Source organism: Bacillota bacterium, from assembly GCA_040754315.1.
Taxonomy (GTDB): domain Bacteria; phylum Bacillota; class Sulfobacillia; order DUSP01; family JBFMCS01; genus JBFMCS01.
On the sequence record JBFMCS010000015.1, the window covers coordinates 26,282 to 44,488 of the forward strand.

Here is an 18,207-nt window from a genome sequence, read left to right on the forward strand (position 1 = left end):
GTTCCCAGGCTTCTGTGTTTCCCAGGGTGTAGACACCGGAATAACGGGAGAGGTTGCCGAAGTGGTGGTGGGAGGTCAGGTTGTGATACGCTTGAGTTCTCCCGCCGGAGGGCTAAATCCCTACCAGAGAGCGGCAGTTATCGCCTCCAGGCTCGCCCAGGCATTGGAGAGAGGAAAGACTGACTTCCAGCCTGGGGTAATGGAAGGAGAGGCTGTGGTGGTAGCAGGAGAAAGCCTGGTGGCCACGGCAGATCCCTCGACTGCCGCCAGCAATGAACTAGAGCCGTCAGACCTGGCTCACCTATGGGCGGACAACCTGAGGACTGCCACAGGGGTGGAAGGCCTGCAGCCTCTTAAAGTAGAGACGGGGATCGCTTCTTGGTACGGACGTGAGTTCAATGGCAGGCACACGGCGAGTGGCGAGGTCTTCAATGAGAACCTGGCAACCGCCGCTCATCGCTACCTACCCTTCGGTACTCTTGTAAGGGTGACAAATCTCAACACGAACCTCAGTGTCACCGTGCGGATCAATGACAGGGGCCCCTTTATCCACGGGCGCATCATAGACCTATCTGCCGGGGCCGCCAGGCTAATCGGGCTATGGAGTTCAGGACTGGCTCCGGTCAAGATAGAGATAATGGGGGCGGAATCTGGCTAAGCCCACTTTTTAGTGACGACTTTTCTCACCCTTCGCCTGTCAGGCGAAGGGTGTTTTGTGGTAGACTGGTTTCTGAAAGTCTGCAGTAGTTGATGGCCCCCTAGTTGGAGGTATATGATCATAGGACGAACACGCTATTAGGGAGGAACACCCATGACCCTCCAGGTCTTTAACAGCATGAGCCAGGAAAAAGAGGTCTTCATTCCCTTGACTCCGGGCAGAGTAACCATGTACACTTGCGGCCCCACCGTATATGACCACCCGCACATAGGAAACTGGCGCTGCTTCGTGGTGTTTGATACGGTTCGTCGCTACCTGGAGTACCTGGGGTACGAGGTCAAGTTTGTCCAGAACTTCACTGATATTGACGACAAGGTCATTAAGAAGGCGGAAGAACTGGGCATCACCACAGAGGCACTGGCAGAGAAGTACATCGATGTGTACCTCCGGGAGGCTCAAACCCTGGGAATACGCAAGGCTGATGTGCATCCCCGGGCAACCGAGCACATACCGGAAATGGTGGGCCTGGTGAAGAGTCTGCTGGAGAAGGGGATTGCCTACCAGGTGGATAAGGATGTCTACTTTGACACCACAGAGTTTACGTCCTACGGGGCCTTGTCAGGCCAAGAGTTGGGTGCTCTCGAGGCAGGAGCCAGGGTTGAAGTGGACCAGAACAAGCGAAACCCCCTGGACTTTGTCCTGTGGAAGGGCGAGAAACCGGGGGAGCCTTCCTGGCCTAGCCCTTGGGGTTGCGGAAGGCCGGGATGGCACCTGGAGTGCTCAGTCATGTCAATGAAGCACCTGGGCGTCACTGTGGACATACACGCGGGCGGCATTGACCTGAAATTTCCCCATCACGAGAATGAGAGGGCCCAGAGTGAGGCCGTCACCGGGGAGCCCTTTGTCCGTTACTGGCTCCACAATGGCTTCCTCAGCATTGGCGGTGAAAGAATGGGTAAGTCCCTGGGGAACATATCCACCCTGGAAGCCCTCGCCAAGATCCACAGGCCCGAGGCCATACGGTTCTTCCTGCTATCCGCTCATTACCGCAGTCCACTGGCTTTCAGCCCTGAACTGCTCCAATCGGTGGAGAGCAGCCTGGACCGCCTCTACAATGCCGTGTCTGCACTGGAGGCGGCACCGCTGCAGGAGGGCCAGCGGGATCCCTTCATGGAAAGCGCTGTCTCCCGGGCCAGGAGCGACTTCAGGAACTCCATGGATGATGACTTCAACACTGCCGATGCGCTGGCTTCCCTATTTGACCTAACTAGGGACGTGAATACCGCTATTTCCCGGGGTCCATTGCACCCTGATGACCAGGCGGCAGCGCTGGAGGTCTACCGGGAACTGGGAGGGGTGCTGGGCCTCTTGGGTGCCGCTTCTGATACCTCATCCCTGGACGATATCTCCCAAGGACTACTCGAAACCCTTGTGGAGGTGCGAGGTAGGCTAAGGGACCAGAAGGAATGGGCCCTGGCTGACCTTATCCGGGATCGCCTCCTGGAGATGGGGATCCATCTTGAAGACACAGGCACCGGGACCAGGTGGAAGAGGAGATAGCTATGAAGGTCACCATCTTGAGACACACCCCTGATCCCGAAGGCGCGGTGGCCCTGGCGGCTAGGCTGTGCTATGCTGAAGAATTGCCAGAGGACCTCGCTGAGAGGCTCACCCCGGAGGCCACAGCCAGGCTCATAGAGAGACTGAGGGCCCTGGGCCACGAGTCCCCCTTCGAACACGCAACCTTTTCCTTTTCTATATCGAGGGTCAGCCGTGCGCTCACACACCAGCTGGTAAGGCACAGGCTTGCCTCGTACTCCCAGCGTTCTCAACGGTATGTCTCCGAGGAGGCCTTCGAATACGTTACCCCCCCAAAGGTGGAGAGAAGCCCGGAAGCCGCCCGTATCTATCACGAGGCGGTGGAGGCCTCCCGTAGAGCCTACGCCTCCTTGATTAGGGTGGGGGTAACCCGGGAGGACGCTAGGTATCTCCTGCCTAACGCCTGCCACTCTGCCATCATCGTCACAATGAACGCAAGGAGCCTCATCAACTTCTTCAGGCTTAGGTGCTGCGGCAGGGCCCAGTGGGAGATAAGGGCACTGGCCTACCGGATGCTGAGGGAGGCCTGCCGGGTGGCGCCTGTGCTGTTCAATGATTGCGGGCCTACCTGTGCCACGCAGGGCTACTGCCCAGAGGGGAACATGTCCTGCGGTAGACTGGAGAGGACGCGAAAGGCCGGTGTGTCCCTCAATGGACCAGAAGATTGCCGGTAGGCGGGCTGTGATGGAGGTACTTGTATCCGGCAGGCCGGTGTCCCGTATTCTCTTGGCTGAGGGCATACCCGACCCTGGAGTGGAGCCCATCCTGAAGGCGGCCAGGATTAGGGGAGTGAGTGTGGAGCGTACGGCCAGGAAGGAACTGGACAGGCTCCTGGGCTCCAAGATGCACCAGGGCGTATTGGCCATGGTTCAGGCAAGGGACTACGTTGACATTGAAGACATCCTTGAAGTGGCCAAGGACCAGGGAGAAATGCCCCTGGTGCTCTTGGCGGACAGTGTTCAGGACCCGCAGAACCTGGGAGCTATAATTCGTACTGCCGAGGCCGCTGGGGTTCACGGCCTAATCCTGCCCAAAAGACGGTCAGCTGACGTCTCTCCCGGAACTGTAAAGGCCTCTGCCGGGGCCTCCGAGCACCTGGCGATATGCAGGGTGACGAACCTGCCCAGAGCCATGGATAGCCTAAAGGATCGTGGGATCTGGGTCATAGGAGCGTCACCCCAGGCATCTAATGTCTTATGGGAGACGGATCTCAATATTCCCCTGGGCATAGTTGTGGGCGGAGAGCATTCAGGGCTAGGTCGTCTTGTGGTGGACAAGTGTGACTTCACCGTGAGCATTCCCATGAAGGGTCATGTGGGTTCGTTGAATGTGTCTGCTGCTACGGCCGTGATGTTATATGAGGTCCTGCGTCAGCGCAGGCATGCACTTCTTGATTCCTAGCCCGTCTGTGGTTATAATGGTATAGATGGACAAAGCCCCTATGAGGACGGAGGCGATGCCCGTGAGTATAGCTCCGCAGAGGGATATCTACCACCCTTTCGAGGCGCTCGTGGACGAAGAGATAGTGGAGCAGGCCAGGGAGGGGTCTAATCAGGCCCTCGAATACCTGATAAACAAGTATAAGAACTTCGTACGCGCCAAGGCGAGGAGTTACTTCCTCATAGGAGCTGACCGCGAGGACATCATTCAAGAGGGCATGATAGGTTTGTACAAGGCTATCAGGGACTTTCGAAGCGACAAGCTCTCATCCTTCCGTGCCTTCGCCGAGCTTTGCATTACCCGGCAGATCATAACGGCCATAAAGACGGCGACTCGCCAAAAGCATATCCCCTTGAACTCCTATGTATCCTTGAACAAGCCCATCTATGACGAGGACTCTGACAGGACGCTCCTGGACGTGATCTCTGGGTCCAAGATCACCGACCCAGAGGAGCTTATCATTAACCGGGAAGAGTTCGGGGACATTGAGGAGAAGATGGGGGAACTCCTGAGCGACCTCGAGTGGAAGGTTCTCATGTCATACCTCGACGGCAAGTCGTACCAGGAGATTGCGGGAGACCTGTCCAGGCATGTCAAGTCCATTGACAATGCGCTACAGCGCGTCAAGAGGAAGCTAGAGCGCTACCTGGATAACAGGAATCTCTGCGAAGATGCCCTGGTCGATACGGACCTGGAGAGTAACCGCACTTGATTCTCCCCATCTGCCATCGTACACTATCGTAGCGAGCGCTGGCGTAGCTCAACGGCAGAGCAGCTGATTTGTAATCAGCAGGTTATGGGTTCAAGTCCCTTCGCCAGCTCCAGCATAAACCGCAAATCAAGAAGGGGTCTCCATCGCGAGACCCCTCAAATGTGGCAACCGTGTGGCAACGCAGAGTAGAAGGCCCCCCGCTATGAGAGGGCCTTCTTTGCCTGTTTCTTCTCAAACCCAGGCTCTTTCCTGTTAGTGATTTAGCCCATCATCTTCAGATGGTGGCGAAGCATTGGTAGTCTGCATGTCCGCCCTTTGCTGTTTTCGCCATGCTGAATACAGCCAGAATAATGCACCCCCCAGGGCTGCGTAGCCTGTGAAGGTGGCGAGGTTTCGCACTGTCCATGCTCTCTTAGGCCAAGCCTCGTATTCATCAAGCTGCTTCAGCGCTTCCCATCCTTTGTCGGTGACCATCTCGACATCAAGCCGGCCTGACTCCAGCTCACTTCGAAACTGCAACACCGCCTCCAATGGTGGTTCCCCTTGCCACGGCCGAGGTGCCGGTGCCTCGCGCCAAGCGGACACGGCCCAAGTCATCCCCGTCCATCGGTCAACCTTGAAATACATGGGAGCAGGAGCGGCCGGGACTGTGACGGCAGACCAACGAAACATTATGGCAAGGATTACTGCCAGACAACAGACTATAGGATACCACAGGCCCCCTCTCGCTTTCATCCCTGTTTGCCTCCTTGATGGTCAACCTTCATTCTCGGTCGCTCTTCCTTCAAGGACCCTCCTTCAAGCCTTGAAGGGCGGCGTTCATCTTCTCCATGGCCTGAGTTTTAAGATCCATGCCCACGTGGGTGTAGGTATCCAAGGTGATTGAGATGGTGCTATGGCCAAGGATCTCCTGAACCGTTTTGGGAGACTGGCCAAGCTCCAGCATCAGGGTAGCGAAGGTGTGCCTCAAGTCGTGAAACCTGACATGGGGGAGACCTGCCTTCCTGAGACACCCGTCGAAGTGCCTGGCCATGTTCCTGGGGTCAATGGGCGTGCCAATGGGCGTACAGAATACAAGGCCCTGGTCCCCGTAGGCCGCACCCACAAGAAGGCGTTCCTCGTTCTGGCGGATCTTGTGTTTCTTTAAGGCCGCCAGGATGTTGGAGGGCATGGGGATTGTCCTCCTTGAACGGGCACTCTTGGGTTCCTGGAAGACAAGCCGGGTCTTCCTCTCGCCGTCCTCCTGGTCGTACACCCGGCAAAGCCCCCGTCTCACCGTGAGGGTGCCTGCCTTGAGGTCCAGGTCGTCCCAGCGAAGGGCCAGCAGCTCACCTAAGCGCAGGCCTGTCCCCAATGCAAGGAGAAAGGCAGCGGAGAGCCTGTCCCCTTCAACCACTGAGAGGAACTGCCTCGCCTCCTCCTGGGAAAGCGGCCTGATCTCCTTCTTCTCCTCCTTGGGCCTGGTGGTGGCCTCGGTGACGTTCCTGGCCAGCAGGTTATTCCTGACAGCCTGCTTCAGGGCACCGTGAAGAACCGCATGGATGTACCTGACTGTTCTAGAAGAGAGGCCCTCTGCCCGCTTCTCGTTGTACAGGCGTTGGACCATCTCGGGCCGCAGGGCCTTTAGGGGGATGTGTCCGATTGCCGGCTTCAGGTGGACCCTGACAAGATACGCGTAGCTGTCCCACGTGGTGGGGCGAAGGTCTGGCCTCTTGTACTCATGGAGCCAGATGTCAATCCACTCGCCAACGGTTGTCTTGGTGGGCGCTGTGAAATTGCCGGCCTGGAGATCGACCTGGGTCTTGGCCATCTTCTCCTGAACCTCTTTGCGGGTTTTGCCAGAGAAGCTGGCCCTCTTCAACTTGCCTGTTTCCGAGTCCCTGCCGGTAGTGAGACGGCCTGCCCATGACCCGTTGGGCCGCCGGTAGATACTGCCTTCGCCGTTACTCCTCTTCCCCATGTCCGGGGCCCCCTCTCTCTCGCTTCCTCAGGAAAGCCTCCACATCACTTGGCCGGAAACGCCAGGCATAATCCAGTTTGATGCCCTTGATCTTTCCATCGGCCAGGTAACGCCTCAAGTGTCTCTCCGACAGGCGCAGGTATCGTGCCACTTCTTTGAGTGTCATCAACTGCTGGTCCTTCATGCCGTTCCGCTCCTTCACTGTGTGCTATAATGAAAGGGCAGGGCAAGCCCTATGGGTCTTGCTCGGTACTGGAGGGCGCTTCTCCTTAGCTGGCGGAGGCGTCCTCCTCCTCGTCTTCGAATCGCACACCAGGCATAAGCCTCCTGAGGTCTTCCTTGATCCGAGCTATGTAGTGGGAAGGCTCCTCCATATCCTCCAGGGCGAATTGTCCCAGCACCTTGTCCAATGCCGGTCCTGTCTGAATAAGCGTCTCTCCCCGGTCCACGCAAAATTCTCCCTTGGCCATCAGCTCGGCCAGCTCCATCCCGTCAATTAGGCCTTGTAGGTAGAAGGCCTCGCTCTCCTTGACCGCAAGAGCAGCGTATGTGTTATCCAGATTGAGAACGACCCGGTACCCGTCAGCATTGAGCGCCCCCTTCAAGAGATGGCCCAGTTCAACGCATTTCCCCTTTTCCTCCTGGTATTCGGGATCGGTTGCCTCCAGGCGGTCCAGTGCCACCCCCGTACGCTCAACATAGAGCCTCTCAGCCAGCTTCTTCGCGGCATCAGTCTTAGCCATTCCAATTGACTCCTTTCATGTGGTATGGGCTGCCCTGCCCTACCCATATTATACCACGGCTTGCAAGGACATGCAAGGACACCATATGTTGTATTGTGCCAAGAAAGCTTGTCAGAAGCCAGCCCCGTTGTCGCACCGTTGCCACCGGCCCCCAAAACAGGCCATCTAGCAGGAACATCCCGTGGGTGAAGTGATATGTAGTCATGAGGTTAAGGCTCCCGGAGGAGGGGAAGGGCGCGCCCTGAGGCGCAAGAACCTGTCCGGCGCTGAGGTTGTGGGGGCACTTAAAGGAGCCTCGCCAGCAGGTACTTTTCAATGGCGCCCCCTTCTAGAGCCCTGGAGGGGCATTCCTCCCGGGGCCATGTTAGGGTATTCACTGCCCCCACGGACCCCTTCAGAGCGACCGAAGAGTGGTGTCTCCCGGAGCTTAGCGGCCATCTCCTGAGAGGGGGTATCGCCTGGCGGCTACGCCCACTCCTCGGTGGCGGGGCCATCATGCCGCGGCGCCGGTGGCCGCCCCGGTTCGACGTGGGCAGCCCGGCCCCCCCGGGGGGCCTTGGAAAGAACCCCCCCTCACGCATGCGCCTAAGGTTTTTCTTAGCGGCTCCCGGAAAAATTCCGCAGGAGAATCGCGGCAACTCGTTGAACCCCACGATGGTTGGTCTATGCAGGCCACCGGTCTCCCGCCGCCACCGGGGGATGCAGGAACCGCGCCAAGCCCGGCTCCTCGGCGATCTCTTCAGCCTGGATTTCGGCTGGCATCTCATGGAAGTGGAATCTTATCACTCCCACGAACGGGTCACGCTCCCGCGCCTCGGCCAGCAGGCGTTCGGAACGCCGGGTAAGCTTCGCGCCGCCACCCTCGACTCCCGCGTAGACCAGGACAAGCAGCGCCTCGCTGTCATCCGGGCTGAACTTGTCCTCAAGCCAACGTATACGGCCCTTAAGTACCACTTCAACTCACCCCCCGCATGACGGCGGCCTTGACCTGCTTCTCCAGGGCCTCCACCCGGCCCTCAAGATCTGCAACCTCCACGGCCCGCAAAGCCGTAGAAGCAACATAAGCGAGACACCGGGCCCTCTGGAGCGCATCGGCGTCAGAGGCCTGCACATCATAGATGGCCTGGCGAAGCAAATCCAGCACATCCTCGGCGGTTTTCAATCGAATTGAGTTTGGAAAACGGCTGGTGACGCTGGCCTTTCCATCCTTTGAACCCACTTGAACCTTCTTTTGCCGCGCCCACTCACGGGCATATTCACGGTGTTTTGCCTTGTCCTTGTAGGGCATACTCCACCACCTCACAGTTTTTCGATAGACACTGGGCTTATGTCCTCTGGACTAGCCAATGGCCTTCAGCACCTTCTTGAGAAGGGCCACCGCCTGGGGATGTTTTCGCAGTTCCTCCAGGTCAAGCACAGTGGCCTTCTTGCGCTTAAGGTCCCCGCTCGCATGGTCGTACCAGAGATGGCCAACCTGGAGTTTCCCGGCCTTCTCGAAGTAGGCCAGGTACACACGGCCCGTCCGGACCTCTTCACCGGCCTCCTGCTCCCAATAAGAAGGTTCTGAGTAAGGTTTCTGCCTTGCGGGTTCAGCCACGGCCTTAGCCTCCTTTTTCACTGTTGCCACCTGCTCCTTAGGGCGGGCCTTCCCCACGAACTCCTCTAGTAGCCTCCAGCACTCCTCGGACCCGGCGATCTCCTCAGCGTATAGGATTACCGGTTTGCCGCGCCGCTCTTCGTCAACCGCCGGCTCATACCAATAGGTATACATCCTCAGTGCTTTCTGTTCCCGGTAGAACTCCAGCCTAACCCTGCCTCTCAGCTCGACAACCCGAGGCTTCTCCTCCAGGGCCGGGTCCCCCCCTGGCGCAAACTGATGCTGGTTGCCCACTCCCACAGGGTTTCTGACGTAAGAAACCGTCCTCAACACACAACTCACTACTGAACTGGGCTATGACGTTCTTCCTGTGCTTTTGAACTGCATCAGGCAACATTGCCAAGGCGCATCACCTCATCCACGGTGCCAGCGGTTGTTGGCTCATGAGGCCATACTGGTTCCAGATCCCCGGCCAGTAGTTCGCCTGTTGCCCACCAAGAGGCGGCGTCCCTCCCCTTTGGGCTCCAAACCGGCCTTGGAGGTAGTCCACGTACTCCTGGATCACCTGGTTCAACGGGGCCTGTCCCGTGAGAACCCGGACATCCTCCTGGGCCATGGCTGTGGCATTCTGGTAAATGGAGGTCATGTCCACCGGCTGCGGCTGCATATACTGGCCCACCGCAAGCCGTTCGCCCTCGGTCAACTGGCTCATGGTGTACCCCTGCTGCAACTTCTGGTAGGCCTGGTTAGCCAACACCTGCTGCGGCGTAACCCGGCCCGCAAGGGCCACTTGCTGCTGCTGGAGGCCCAGCTGGGCCTGCCGGTAGTCCTGTTCCCACTGGGCTTGCTGCTGCGCCAAGCCGAACTGCTGGCTGAACTGCTGCTGCTGGGCGCCGAACCTTTGCTGTTCGAGCCCGAACTGCTGGCCGAACTGTTGCTGCTGCATCCCCAGGCCCGCCGCCTGGAGGCCGTACTGCATGGCGCCCATCTCAGCCTGCTGCCTCATCTGGGCCTCGCCAAGTCCCGCCTGGACCCCCAGGGTGCCAAACTGCTGTATGGCACTCAACCTCTGCTGGGCAAAGCCCATCATGGCGTTGAACATCTGGGTCTGGAGGCCCCTGAATTGCTCGGCGATTACCGCCTCTTCAGCGAGAAGGGCTCCCGTCCTGAACCGCTGCTCCACTTCCAAGGCTATGCCGGACTGGAGGAGGCCCCGGCGGTTGAGGTCTGCCTGGAGCCGTTCCCTCTCCACGCCGATGGATTCACGGAGCAGGGCCAGGGCATTCTGCGTTGCCGGGTCCATACCGCCCATGGCCTGCTGGAACATGGACATCATCCGGGATTCGGCTTGGTCAAAAGCCGCCAGGGTCTGATCAAGATACTTCATCGCAAACATTTGGAGGCTCGGGGTCGTGGCTTGCGAGCTGATTTGTTGGGCTGCCTTAACGCCGCTCCAGATTGCCGCTTCATAGTCAAACGGCTGGCCCGCCGCGCCATCCTGGGCGCCGTACCGCATCTGTTCCTGCTGCCATGCCTGGTCTATTATCGCCCTGCGCCCCGCCATGTCGTCCGTATAGCCTCCAGCTACCCCGGTTCCACCCGGCCCGGCCTTCGCAGGGCCACGCTCAAGAAGCGGGCTTGCCTCGCCTGTACCAACCCCGGCTCCAGCGCCGGGCGTTGATATGGGCTGCCCTGCGGGGGGTATGCCGTGGAGCATCTGGCGGAGGTCCCTCTCGATCTTTGCCCGGGGGTCTACCCCAGCCCAGCGATCTACCCCGGCCCCGGCCCCCTGCTTCACTCCGGTTGGGGATGGAGATGCCGGTGGTGTTGGCGTCGGCGTGGTCACAACGGGCGGGGGAGTCTTAATCAGGTTCTTCCCCGTAGGCGTTGACGGTATAGTCTCCGCCCGGCCTGTATATCCCGCAGGCCCAGGCCCCGACACCGCTTTCTGCTTGCGCTTCCACTCGGGCTCAACATCCATCCGGCCCCGGCTTGCCGCTTGCTGCTTCTGCCAACCCTGTAACCCCAGAACACCCATGGCCATTTCCCACCACTCCTCTCACCTTCGAAGAAAGACTTTACCCCCGGACCAGCAGCCCGCAAAGTAGACCCATGAAGCCGGCCAGCACAGCAATAGGCCGTATCCTCACCGGCGCATCACCTCCCAATCTTCGACGTGAACAGGTCTTTAACCACTGGCGCACTCCTTATGGGGATGCCGCAGGCCCTCCAGGGCGTGGCGGTAGAGATTCTCATGTATCCACCGCGCCGACAGGTCTGGGGCAAGGTAGATCACCGGGAAGCCATACCTGTGTGAGAAGGCCGTAAGGCTTGCCAGGAGTGCCTTTGGGTTATACTGGGAACGGTAGTCGCCGCGCACTATCTTGCCGAAACCGTCAGCATCCTCCACCAGGAGTGCGAAAAAGTCCAGCTGCCGGCCACGGATACATTCATTCTCGAACCGGGTCCTGTCCTTCAGGGTCTCCACCAGCTCATCAACGCTGCCCTTTCTCTCGATGGCCGCCGCGAAGTAGGTCTTGCGGAAAAACCCCAGCCCCGGGCATGCCGGGAGCATGATGGAGTAGTCCCCGGTTTCGAGGCTGCGCCGGTGGTGGGGTATCCCCTGGCCATCCAGCCAGGCAAGGATGTGGCCGTTCTCCTGCTCCCTGGTGTCATGGAGCACGGTTAGTGAGGAGGCCAGCTCCTCGCGCTCCTTATCGGTGAAGTGGTAATGCATCGGGGTTCCCTCCCCCCCCTCAGAAGAGCACATCAGCGTCGTCCGGGCACACCAGGTTACCAGAGGCCGGAACGGGGCCACGTGAATATCTGCCGGAAGTAGTTGGGATCCTACCTCCCAGAAACGGCCCAACCGTCCCAACGTCCTCCTCGGGGGGTTCTTCCTCCACGCTGTCCTCCGGCCAGGAATCATCGATCTCGTCATTAGAATAAAGGTGTTTTCTTTGGTCCCGTTGGGTCCGTTGGGTCCGAAACCCGCCTACCTGCGGCTTTGTCGGGACCATGTCCGGACCCATCCCATTTTCTTCCAGGCCTTTAGGTCCGCCTTTAGTCCCGCCCTCTTCCCTGCTAATGCCCAGCGTAGGTGGCCCGTCTTCCTCGTCCGGACCCATCGGACCTATCGGACCCAAAGAAAATGACTCTATTCTAATTAGCCGCCTTCTAGACGCCGGCTCGCGTTCACCAAAGACTACCTCCACCCCCGCCTGCCTTAGACAGGAAGCCGCACGCCTTAGCCGATTCGCCATTTGCCGCGGCCCATTGGGCCAATGTTTTGTCTTCCGCATTTTCTCAGGAACATACCCCTCCAGGACTTCCAGTAACTCGGTAGCCGTCCCGGCCCACTCAGACCGCATCTCCATCATCTCCCGCACTGCGCTTGCTACCGTATCGGCCTCGAAGATGCTCTCCACTGCGCCTGCCCGGTTGTCACTGTAAGCGGCCAGGAAGGCACCCTTTGGCCAAGGAAGCGTCCCCTCCGCAGCGGTGACCCATTCGGCGAAGTCTGCCATGCGGGGTAACGCGGGCAGATTCACGCCGGGCAATTCCCGTAGGGCCACGCAAACAGCCTCCAGGAGCGCCCCCAGGATACGCGGACTGGCCTTTTTGAAGTCATTCCATAAGTCTGCTTCGGGCTTGCGCTCCTCCTTCGCTATGGGCGGCAGGTGCAGAATGATGGAACGGTCCATGAGGTCGCCGCGGGTAATTATGTCTTCGATGCCGTTCGCTATGACGGGCCGCTGTGCATCGAAAAGGATCTCGTCGGCATCACTGTACAGCTCCCGGGTTCCAAAGCCACCCCCTGTGGCCAGCCTGCAAAGGGCGTCGGACAGCCAAAATCTTAACCCACTTAGGTTGTCGAAGGCCAACGCCCAGTTATTCGTGGCCGCGATCATCAGGTCCCGCTCCTCCCTGGGGGGGGTCCGAACGTTCACCGCCGCCGGGTCCAACAGGCATTTCAGTATGCGGGCCACCGTGGACTTCCCGCTTCCCTGTTCGCCCTGGAGGACCAGGACGGGGTAGGGGCCAGTAGGCCTCAAGGCCGCTACCAGCCATGACACCAGCAGGAGCCAGTCCCGGTCCTGTTCCAAATTCACGAAGCCCCGGAGATCGTTCACCGAACCCCCCCCGACAGGAACTGGCAGGGGCAGCATCCCCCGTGGCCGGCGGAAGTACACGGGCGGGCTTTCAGATATGCGCCAGCCCGTAGCGGTAACTTCAATCACCTGCCAAGCGGCATTGGCCAAATCCAGATATATGGTGCCGTCCTGTTCGGCCAAGCGGGTATAGACTTCTTCTTGTTTACCTGCCACCTCCGCTCGGGCTTCGATGAGGCCAAGTGCATCCTGCAGGGCTTGCCCTCCGGGGGGCTTGTCGTGGGCATCGGCGAACCTTCGTATCAGCCAACGCCTAAATGTCTTGCCCCTTAGAGGCCAGACTTCGCGGTGGCCGCCCACGGGCATAGCGGCGAACACCTCTCCCTTGGGGGTGCAAATGAACCCCACGCCCTCGGCCAACCTGATCAGGATCTGGGCCTGGTTCAGCTTCTCTTCTTCATTAGTGACAGGGGCACACTCCTCCAGGCCCACTTCCAGTAGGGCCTTCTCTTCGGCGGTCAGCAACTTACTTACTACCAAGGCAACCACCTCCGGGAAAGCCGCCAGCCATGAACCTGTTCCTCGGGGTCGCGGGAGGACAAGAGGTCCAAGACATGCTCGATGAAACCCACATCGGCAACAAGACCTGGGACTTCTTTCATGTTGTGCGGACGTATTCGGTGGAGTGCCCGAAAGAGAAGGCAGAGGTCCTGGTAGACAGCGTTCGCCTTGTCCTTGAAAGCCCGCGCCAATTGCTGTTCCTCCAGGACCGCCGGGTTAGGCCGGTGTCGGGTCCTCCCGGAGGACCGCAAGAGGCCGAAGTCCACGCCTATCCGCTTGGCCGCCTCCAGGGAAGAGATGCCCAGGAGAGTCGAAACGAAGTCCACGGCATCTCCGTGGGCCTGACACCCAAAACAATGAAAGCGCTTGTCCTCGAACACCACGAAGGAAGGCGCTTGTTCAGGGTGGAAAGGGCAAACGCCAGACCACCGAGAACCGCGCCTCCGAAGGCCCAGAGTGGGTGCATAGAAGGAGATCACGTCATGGAGTCCAACTTGCTTGACCGCCTCAAATATGGTAATCTGGCATTGAGGAAGCAATATCTCCCGCCCCCCTAGCCCGGCGTGCAGACCGGGCTGCTACTTTAAAACCCGTTTTTCGGCTTCGGCCTCAATCCAGCGTTCAAGCCCTACTGTTGGAACCCTGAGAGCACGGCCAAGGCAAAGCACAGGAGGGCCATCCTTCCGGTGTGCCAAAGCGTAGGCATGATTCCGGGAAATGCGAAGGATTTTGGCCATCTCCGGTATTGTGAGCAAGAGCCCCCTGGTGTCGCGCTGCTCCATCATCCCACATTACTCCCCGCTGGGTTCCTTGAAGCACTCGGTGAAACGCGCCCGGATCTCCTCGAGCTTGTGCTCCCGACTTTCTTTGATCTGCTTTCTAAGATGAACAATCGCTTGCTTTGATAGGGCGTCTCTCTTCCTCTTTAATTCCTCGGGGGGCACCTCGTGGCCTGGAACCCTCAAGAGCCGTGCCCACCTGAACACGACCCCGAGATTCTCCTTGATTCGGCGAACTGCCCACTCCAGCCTGGGATGAGCCTTCTCATCGCCGCCGGCAGCCTCCAGCGCCGCGTGAAGGGCACCCAACGCAGGGGAATATTCCGCGTGGAAGAGTTCGAAGGCCCAATCCTCCGGGTCGTAGGCGGCAACATCCACTAGGATGTCAATCCACATCGCTAGTACCCTGAACTCCTCGTGGTTCCTCATCAGCGCGTCAGGTTCGATGCCGAAAATGGCCCCGAGCTTTTGGGCCGACTTCCCGCTCAGTTTCTGTTGCCCCCGTTCTAGCTGAGATAGGAAAGGTTGGCTTATGCCCACCCGTTGGGCCAGATCCTGCTGGGTCAGCCCCCGAGTTTTCCGCAGTTGCGCCAGATCAATCACGGCCGACACCTCCCAAGCCCTTATAACGAACCCTCTAATGAGAATTATAACTTATAATGTTTGCATGTCAAGCGTCGTACAACCAAATTCCCCTCTTGAATTTCATGTTCCTCTGCGCCCCGGTTTGGTGGCAACCCGGTGGCAACGCAGAGGGGAGAACATTATACGGAGAGTGATTGAGTGTGATGAGCCCGCCCAAGAAGGACCTGCCCAACCCAACGGAGAATTGCCCCAAGGGAGAGGGTGGGACGAGACGGGATGGCTATGTTGAGTTTTGTAATCAGCAGGTTATGGGTTCAAGTCCCTTCGCCAGCTCCAGCATCAAAGTTTAACTCTTCTTTTCTAATTTGATGTTGCTATGCGAGAGAAGGCACTAGTCTGATTATCAAAGATTATCACCATTAGCCTTGTCGACGCACAGAGAGAGTGCGCGCCGTTACTACAGGATTTACCTGGATTGAGGAGGTCTATTTTGGCTGATTCATGCGTGAATGAGATGGTGCATTACGAGACCGTTCGAGGCGATTACTTCGAATTTGCCAAAGAGATACCCAATAATTCAATCGACCTAATACTCACAGACCCTCCATATAATCTTAGTCAATACTCCACAGGTAACATGCATTTTCAATGGCGCAAGACCATAAACAATGACTTGGCAGGATGGGACCAAGTAGCATTCAACCCCGCCAACTTGCTTGATGAGTTTATGCGCATATTGAAACCTACTGGCAACATATTTGCGTTCTGCACCTACAATCTTATTGGAAAATGGCATGAGGCATTCGATCCCAAGTTTGACACGTTTCAGTACATGGTATGGCATAAGACTAACCCTGCTCCTAAAGTCCGGCGTGCCGGTTTCCTAAACAGTTGCGAGCTGATTGTGTGTATGTGGAACAAAGGTCACACATGGAATTTCACCAGGCAAGGCGAGATGCACAATTTCGTGGAAACACCTATATGCATGGGCAAGGAAAGATTGAAGAAACCAACACACCCCACGCAGAAGCCCGTGAAAGTCCTGAAGAAGATAATAGAGATTGCGTCTAATCCTGGCGATCTTGTCTTTGATCCATTCATGGGCGTAGGTTCAACGGGAGTTGCTGCTTTAGAGTTGGGCCGTAGGTTTCTTGGTATTGAGATAGACCAGGAGTACTTCGATGCGGCTGAGGAGCGGATTAGGCAGGTTGTGGAGATGCAGCGGTTACATCTATGTGTGAACAGAGCCCAGACACCTCCAGCATCATCAACGGTTGTACTCAAGAAACCCAGACAGAAGAGCAAAGACCCCGAGCCAGAACAGGTAAGGATGTCTTAGGTTCTTAGTTGTTCACGAGCCCGATACTTGCCTCACTTGCTGTTGGCACCGGGTGCACGACACCATTGTGGATTTCAAGGATTTCTTGACAGGGAGTTGCTTTTTTGTTATGCTGCTGACAGCGGTTAGGACTGTCAGGAGGTGAGCGCCCTGGAAGACCTATCTGAAATCGAAAGACTGACCCATCACAGAGACCATCTTAAAGCCGAAATCGCCAAGATTGGCGACATGCGTCCCGGTTCACTTATTCCCCGCTTTCGCAAGTGCGGGAAACCGACCTGCCACTGTGCAAGGGAGGGATCGACAGGACATGGGCCAAGCTGGTCGTTGACCAGGGAAGTAAAGGGTAAGACAGTCACTAAGATCATTCCCTCAGATGCTGCCGTGGAGACCACAAAACAACAGTTATCGGAGTTTAAGCGATTTCGTAAGTTGAGCCGTGAACTCATAGAAGTCAGCGATAAACTATGTGATACCAAACTTGCGGAAGCCAAGGCCGAAGCGGGGGCAACGGCCAAAAAGGGGGCATCGAAAACGAGATCGAAGCTGAGGTCACCAGGGAACTCAACACCCTCTTGAGTCCGGCCATCGCTAGCGGGCTCGACCTGGAAAACCTAGAGACTGAGGCGAGGAGAATTGCTCTCCGCACCGCCGCTAGATTCCTGGAAGATAAACTTAACAACGATCATTCAGACCATGCAGGGGAGAGGATACCCTGCATTTTTTGTGGTCAGGATGCCCGCCACATTGAGCGGCGGCCCAAGACCTTCACTACCACTTTGGGCGACATCATCCTCGCCCGTTCCTACTACTACTGCCCCGCCTGCGGTAACGGTTGGTGCCCGAGAGATTGGGCACTGGGCTTCAGTGATTCTTCATTGTCACCGGGGGTGACCCGCATGATCGCCCTGGTAGCGTCGGCAGGCTCTTTCCTGGAGGGCTCCAGACTCCTGGCCGAATTGGCCGGGATCTTCGTTGGCGCCAAGCAGGTTGAACGCACAGCCAAAAAACTCGGCGTCACCATTGCCGCCGATGAGGTGGCCGTCGTCGAGGAAAAACCGAACCCGAGCGATATCATGTACGCCGGGGTGGACGGAACCGGTATCCCTATGCGCCCGAACGAGGTGGCCGACAGACCCGGCAAGCAGGCCGACGGGTCATCGAAGACCAGGGAGGTCAAGCAGTGCGTTGTCTGGACCGCCGATGATCGGGACGACGAGGACAATCCGGTGCGCGACCCGGGATCGGTGAGCTATTCAGCCGCCATAGAAAGCTGCGCCTGGGATAACACCTGCAAAAACACCCCGCCTTTCGCCCTTCGGGTCGAACGGGAATTGAAGAGGCGCGGTTTCTTCCTCGCCCGGCGCCAGGTCTTCATCGGCGACGGGGCCCCATGGATCTGGAACCTCGCTTCCATGATCGTCCCGGAGGCCATCCAGATCGTCGACTTGTACCACGCCAAGGAGCACCTCAGCCAACTCGCCAGCAGCATCTTCGGTGTCGACACCGACCTGGCCAGGAAGTGGGCGGCTGATCGCCATCATGAACTGGAGTCTGGGAACCTCGATGCCCTCTTACAGGCAATCCACTGTCAGAATACACACGATGGAGACATCGGTTCCATGGCCTCAAGGGAGTTCGAGTACTTCAGCAATAACCGCCAACGGATGCGATATGACTACTTTCGATCCCTCGGCCTCTGCGTGGGTTCCGGCGTGGTGGAATCCGGCTGCAAGGTGGTCATCACCCAGCGCCTCAAAAGATCGGGCATGTTCTGGAGCCTGAAGGGAGCCAACGCCATAATCGCCCTGCGCTGTAGCCTGTTCAGCAATACATTCGATGATTTCTGGGCCCGCTTCAGGGCCAACAACTACATGGGCACTCGCAAAGCTCTTCTATCATAAGTCTTTGCTAATAGCAACGACCCCCAACCCGCTGTGCAGGATTCGGTGGGGAGGTATTGCCGCTCGCCCATTTCAACCCCGGCCCCAACTCGCCTCCAAGATGAGGAGTAGGCCTACAACACGAGCTCCGCTGTTCTCTTGCCCAGCCCCGGTATTGTCTCAAGCCTCAGCAGGGCCTATTCCTGTCATTTATTTACTCACAGAATTGTCGTGCACCC

20 protein-coding genes, 1 tRNA gene and 1 pseudogene are annotated in these 18,207 nt (G+C 58.0%); 9 read left to right on the forward strand and 13 right to left on the reverse strand.

Annotated features, from left to right (window positions below):
* Positions 1 to 355 precede the first annotated feature (355 nt).
* The 6 genes and pseudogenes from AB1576_03440 (at position 356) to AB1576_03465 (ending at position 4,521) form a co-directional block, all read left to right on the forward strand.
* Positions 356 to 658, forward strand: a pseudogene (locus tag AB1576_03440) (septal ring lytic transglycosylase RlpA family protein).
* Positions 659 to 811: 153 nt separating this feature from the next.
* Positions 812 to 2,218 carry a cysteine--tRNA ligase gene (gene cysS / locus AB1576_03445; protein ID MEW6080831.1) on the forward strand — a complete coding sequence of 469 codons (1,407 nt, stop codon included), beginning with the start codon at positions 812 to 814 and terminating at the stop codon, positions 2,216 to 2,218.
* Positions 2,219 to 2,220: 2 nt separating this feature from the next.
* A complete protein-coding gene (thyX, locus tag AB1576_03450) occupies positions 2,221 to 2,931 on the forward strand; it encodes an FAD-dependent thymidylate synthase (GenBank protein MEW6080832.1) in 711 nt (236 codons plus the stop codon).
* Complete coding sequence (gene rlmB / locus AB1576_03455) at positions 2,909 to 3,658, forward strand: 23S rRNA (guanosine(2251)-2'-O)-methyltransferase RlmB (protein MEW6080833.1); 750 nt, start codon at positions 2,909 to 2,911, stop codon at positions 3,656 to 3,658. Before thyX ends, rlmB begins: the two co-directional genes overlap by 23 nt.
* 61 nt (positions 3,659 to 3,719) lie before the next feature.
* Positions 3,720 to 4,409: an RNA polymerase sporulation sigma factor SigH gene (gene sigH / locus AB1576_03460; protein MEW6080834.1), complete on the forward strand. Its 690-nt coding sequence runs from the start codon at positions 3,720 to 3,722 to the stop codon at positions 4,407 to 4,409.
* A gap of 37 nt (positions 4,410 to 4,446) precedes the next feature.
* Positions 4,447 to 4,521 (forward strand) — tRNA-Thr (locus AB1576_03465).
* 140 nt (positions 4,522 to 4,661) lie between these two features.
* Here AB1576_03465 and AB1576_03470 read toward each other — a convergent pair.
* From AB1576_03470 to AB1576_03530, 13 genes are all read right to left on the reverse strand, one after another.
* Positions 4,662 to 4,940 carry a hypothetical protein gene (locus tag AB1576_03470; protein MEW6080835.1) on the reverse strand — a complete coding sequence of 93 codons (279 nt, stop codon included), beginning with the start codon at positions 4,938 to 4,940 and terminating at the stop codon, positions 4,662 to 4,664.
* Between the two features lie 253 nt (positions 4,941 to 5,193).
* A complete protein-coding gene (locus tag AB1576_03475) occupies positions 5,194 to 6,369 on the reverse strand; it encodes a site-specific integrase (GenBank protein ID MEW6080836.1) in 1,176 nt (391 codons plus the stop codon).
* The gene (locus AB1576_03480; protein ID MEW6080837.1) at positions 6,353 to 6,553 is read right to left on the reverse strand and encodes a helix-turn-helix domain-containing protein; all 201 of its coding nucleotides are present in this window, start codon (positions 6,551 to 6,553) and stop codon (positions 6,353 to 6,355) included. The genes AB1576_03475 and AB1576_03480 overlap by 17 nt, the downstream gene beginning before the upstream one ends.
* Positions 6,554 to 6,638: 85 nt before the next feature.
* On the reverse strand, positions 6,639 to 7,112 hold the full coding sequence (locus AB1576_03485; protein MEW6080838.1) for a hypothetical protein: 474 nt from the start codon (positions 7,110 to 7,112) through the stop codon (positions 6,639 to 6,641).
* A gap of 663 nt (positions 7,113 to 7,775) precedes the next feature.
* Positions 7,776 to 8,066, reverse strand: coding sequence for a hypothetical protein (locus tag AB1576_03490; protein ID MEW6080839.1), 291 nt, complete (start codon positions 8,064 to 8,066; stop codon positions 7,776 to 7,778).
* Between the two features lies 1 nt (position 8,067).
* Positions 8,068 to 8,400, reverse strand: a complete 333-nt coding sequence (locus tag AB1576_03495) for a hypothetical protein (protein MEW6080840.1) — start codon at positions 8,398 to 8,400, stop codon at positions 8,068 to 8,070.
* A gap of 51 nt (positions 8,401 to 8,451) precedes the next feature.
* A complete protein-coding gene (locus tag AB1576_03500) occupies positions 8,452 to 9,039 on the reverse strand; it encodes a hypothetical protein (GenBank protein ID MEW6080841.1) in 588 nt (195 codons plus the stop codon).
* 79 nt (positions 9,040 to 9,118) lie between these two features.
* On the reverse strand, positions 9,119 to 10,753 hold the full coding sequence (locus AB1576_03505) for a hypothetical protein (GenBank protein ID MEW6080842.1): 1,635 nt from the start codon (positions 10,751 to 10,753) through the stop codon (positions 9,119 to 9,121).
* A gap of 144 nt (positions 10,754 to 10,897) precedes the next feature.
* Positions 10,898 to 11,446, reverse strand: a complete 549-nt coding sequence (locus AB1576_03510; protein MEW6080843.1) for an ERCC4 domain-containing protein — start codon at positions 11,444 to 11,446, stop codon at positions 10,898 to 10,900.
* Between the two features lie 19 nt (positions 11,447 to 11,465).
* On the reverse strand, positions 11,466 to 13,361 hold the full coding sequence (locus tag AB1576_03515; GenBank protein MEW6080844.1) for a hypothetical protein: 1,896 nt from the start codon (positions 13,359 to 13,361) through the stop codon (positions 11,466 to 11,468).
* Positions 13,355 to 13,861 carry a CHC2 zinc finger domain-containing protein gene (locus AB1576_03520; GenBank protein MEW6080845.1) on the reverse strand — a complete coding sequence of 169 codons (507 nt, stop codon included), beginning with the start codon at positions 13,859 to 13,861 and terminating at the stop codon, positions 13,355 to 13,357. The genes AB1576_03515 and AB1576_03520 overlap by 7 nt, the downstream gene beginning before the upstream one ends.
* 99 nt (positions 13,862 to 13,960) lie before the next feature.
* The gene (locus AB1576_03525; GenBank protein ID MEW6080846.1) at positions 13,961 to 14,167 is read right to left on the reverse strand and encodes a helix-turn-helix domain-containing protein; all 207 of its coding nucleotides are present in this window, start codon (positions 14,165 to 14,167) and stop codon (positions 13,961 to 13,963) included.
* Between the two features lie 6 nt (positions 14,168 to 14,173).
* Complete coding sequence (locus tag AB1576_03530; GenBank protein ID MEW6080847.1) at positions 14,174 to 14,764, reverse strand: helix-turn-helix transcriptional regulator; 591 nt, start codon at positions 14,762 to 14,764, stop codon at positions 14,174 to 14,176.
* Positions 14,765 to 15,236: 472 nt separating this feature from the next.
* Between AB1576_03530 and AB1576_03535 the strand changes: the two genes are divergently transcribed.
* The 3 genes from AB1576_03535 (at position 15,237) to AB1576_03545 (ending at position 17,989) form a co-directional block, all read left to right on the forward strand.
* On the forward strand, positions 15,237 to 16,085 hold the full coding sequence (locus tag AB1576_03535; protein ID MEW6080848.1) for a site-specific DNA-methyltransferase: 849 nt from the start codon (positions 15,237 to 15,239) through the stop codon (positions 16,083 to 16,085).
* 141 nt (positions 16,086 to 16,226) lie between these two features.
* A complete protein-coding gene (locus AB1576_03540; GenBank protein ID MEW6080849.1) occupies positions 16,227 to 16,664 on the forward strand; it encodes a DUF6788 family protein in 438 nt (145 codons plus the stop codon).
* The gene (locus tag AB1576_03545) at positions 16,661 to 17,989 is read left to right on the forward strand and encodes an ISKra4 family transposase (GenBank protein ID MEW6080850.1); all 1,329 of its coding nucleotides are present in this window, start codon (positions 16,661 to 16,663) and stop codon (positions 17,987 to 17,989) included. The genes AB1576_03540 and AB1576_03545 overlap by 4 nt, the downstream gene beginning before the upstream one ends.
* Positions 17,990 to 18,207 lie beyond the last annotated feature (218 nt).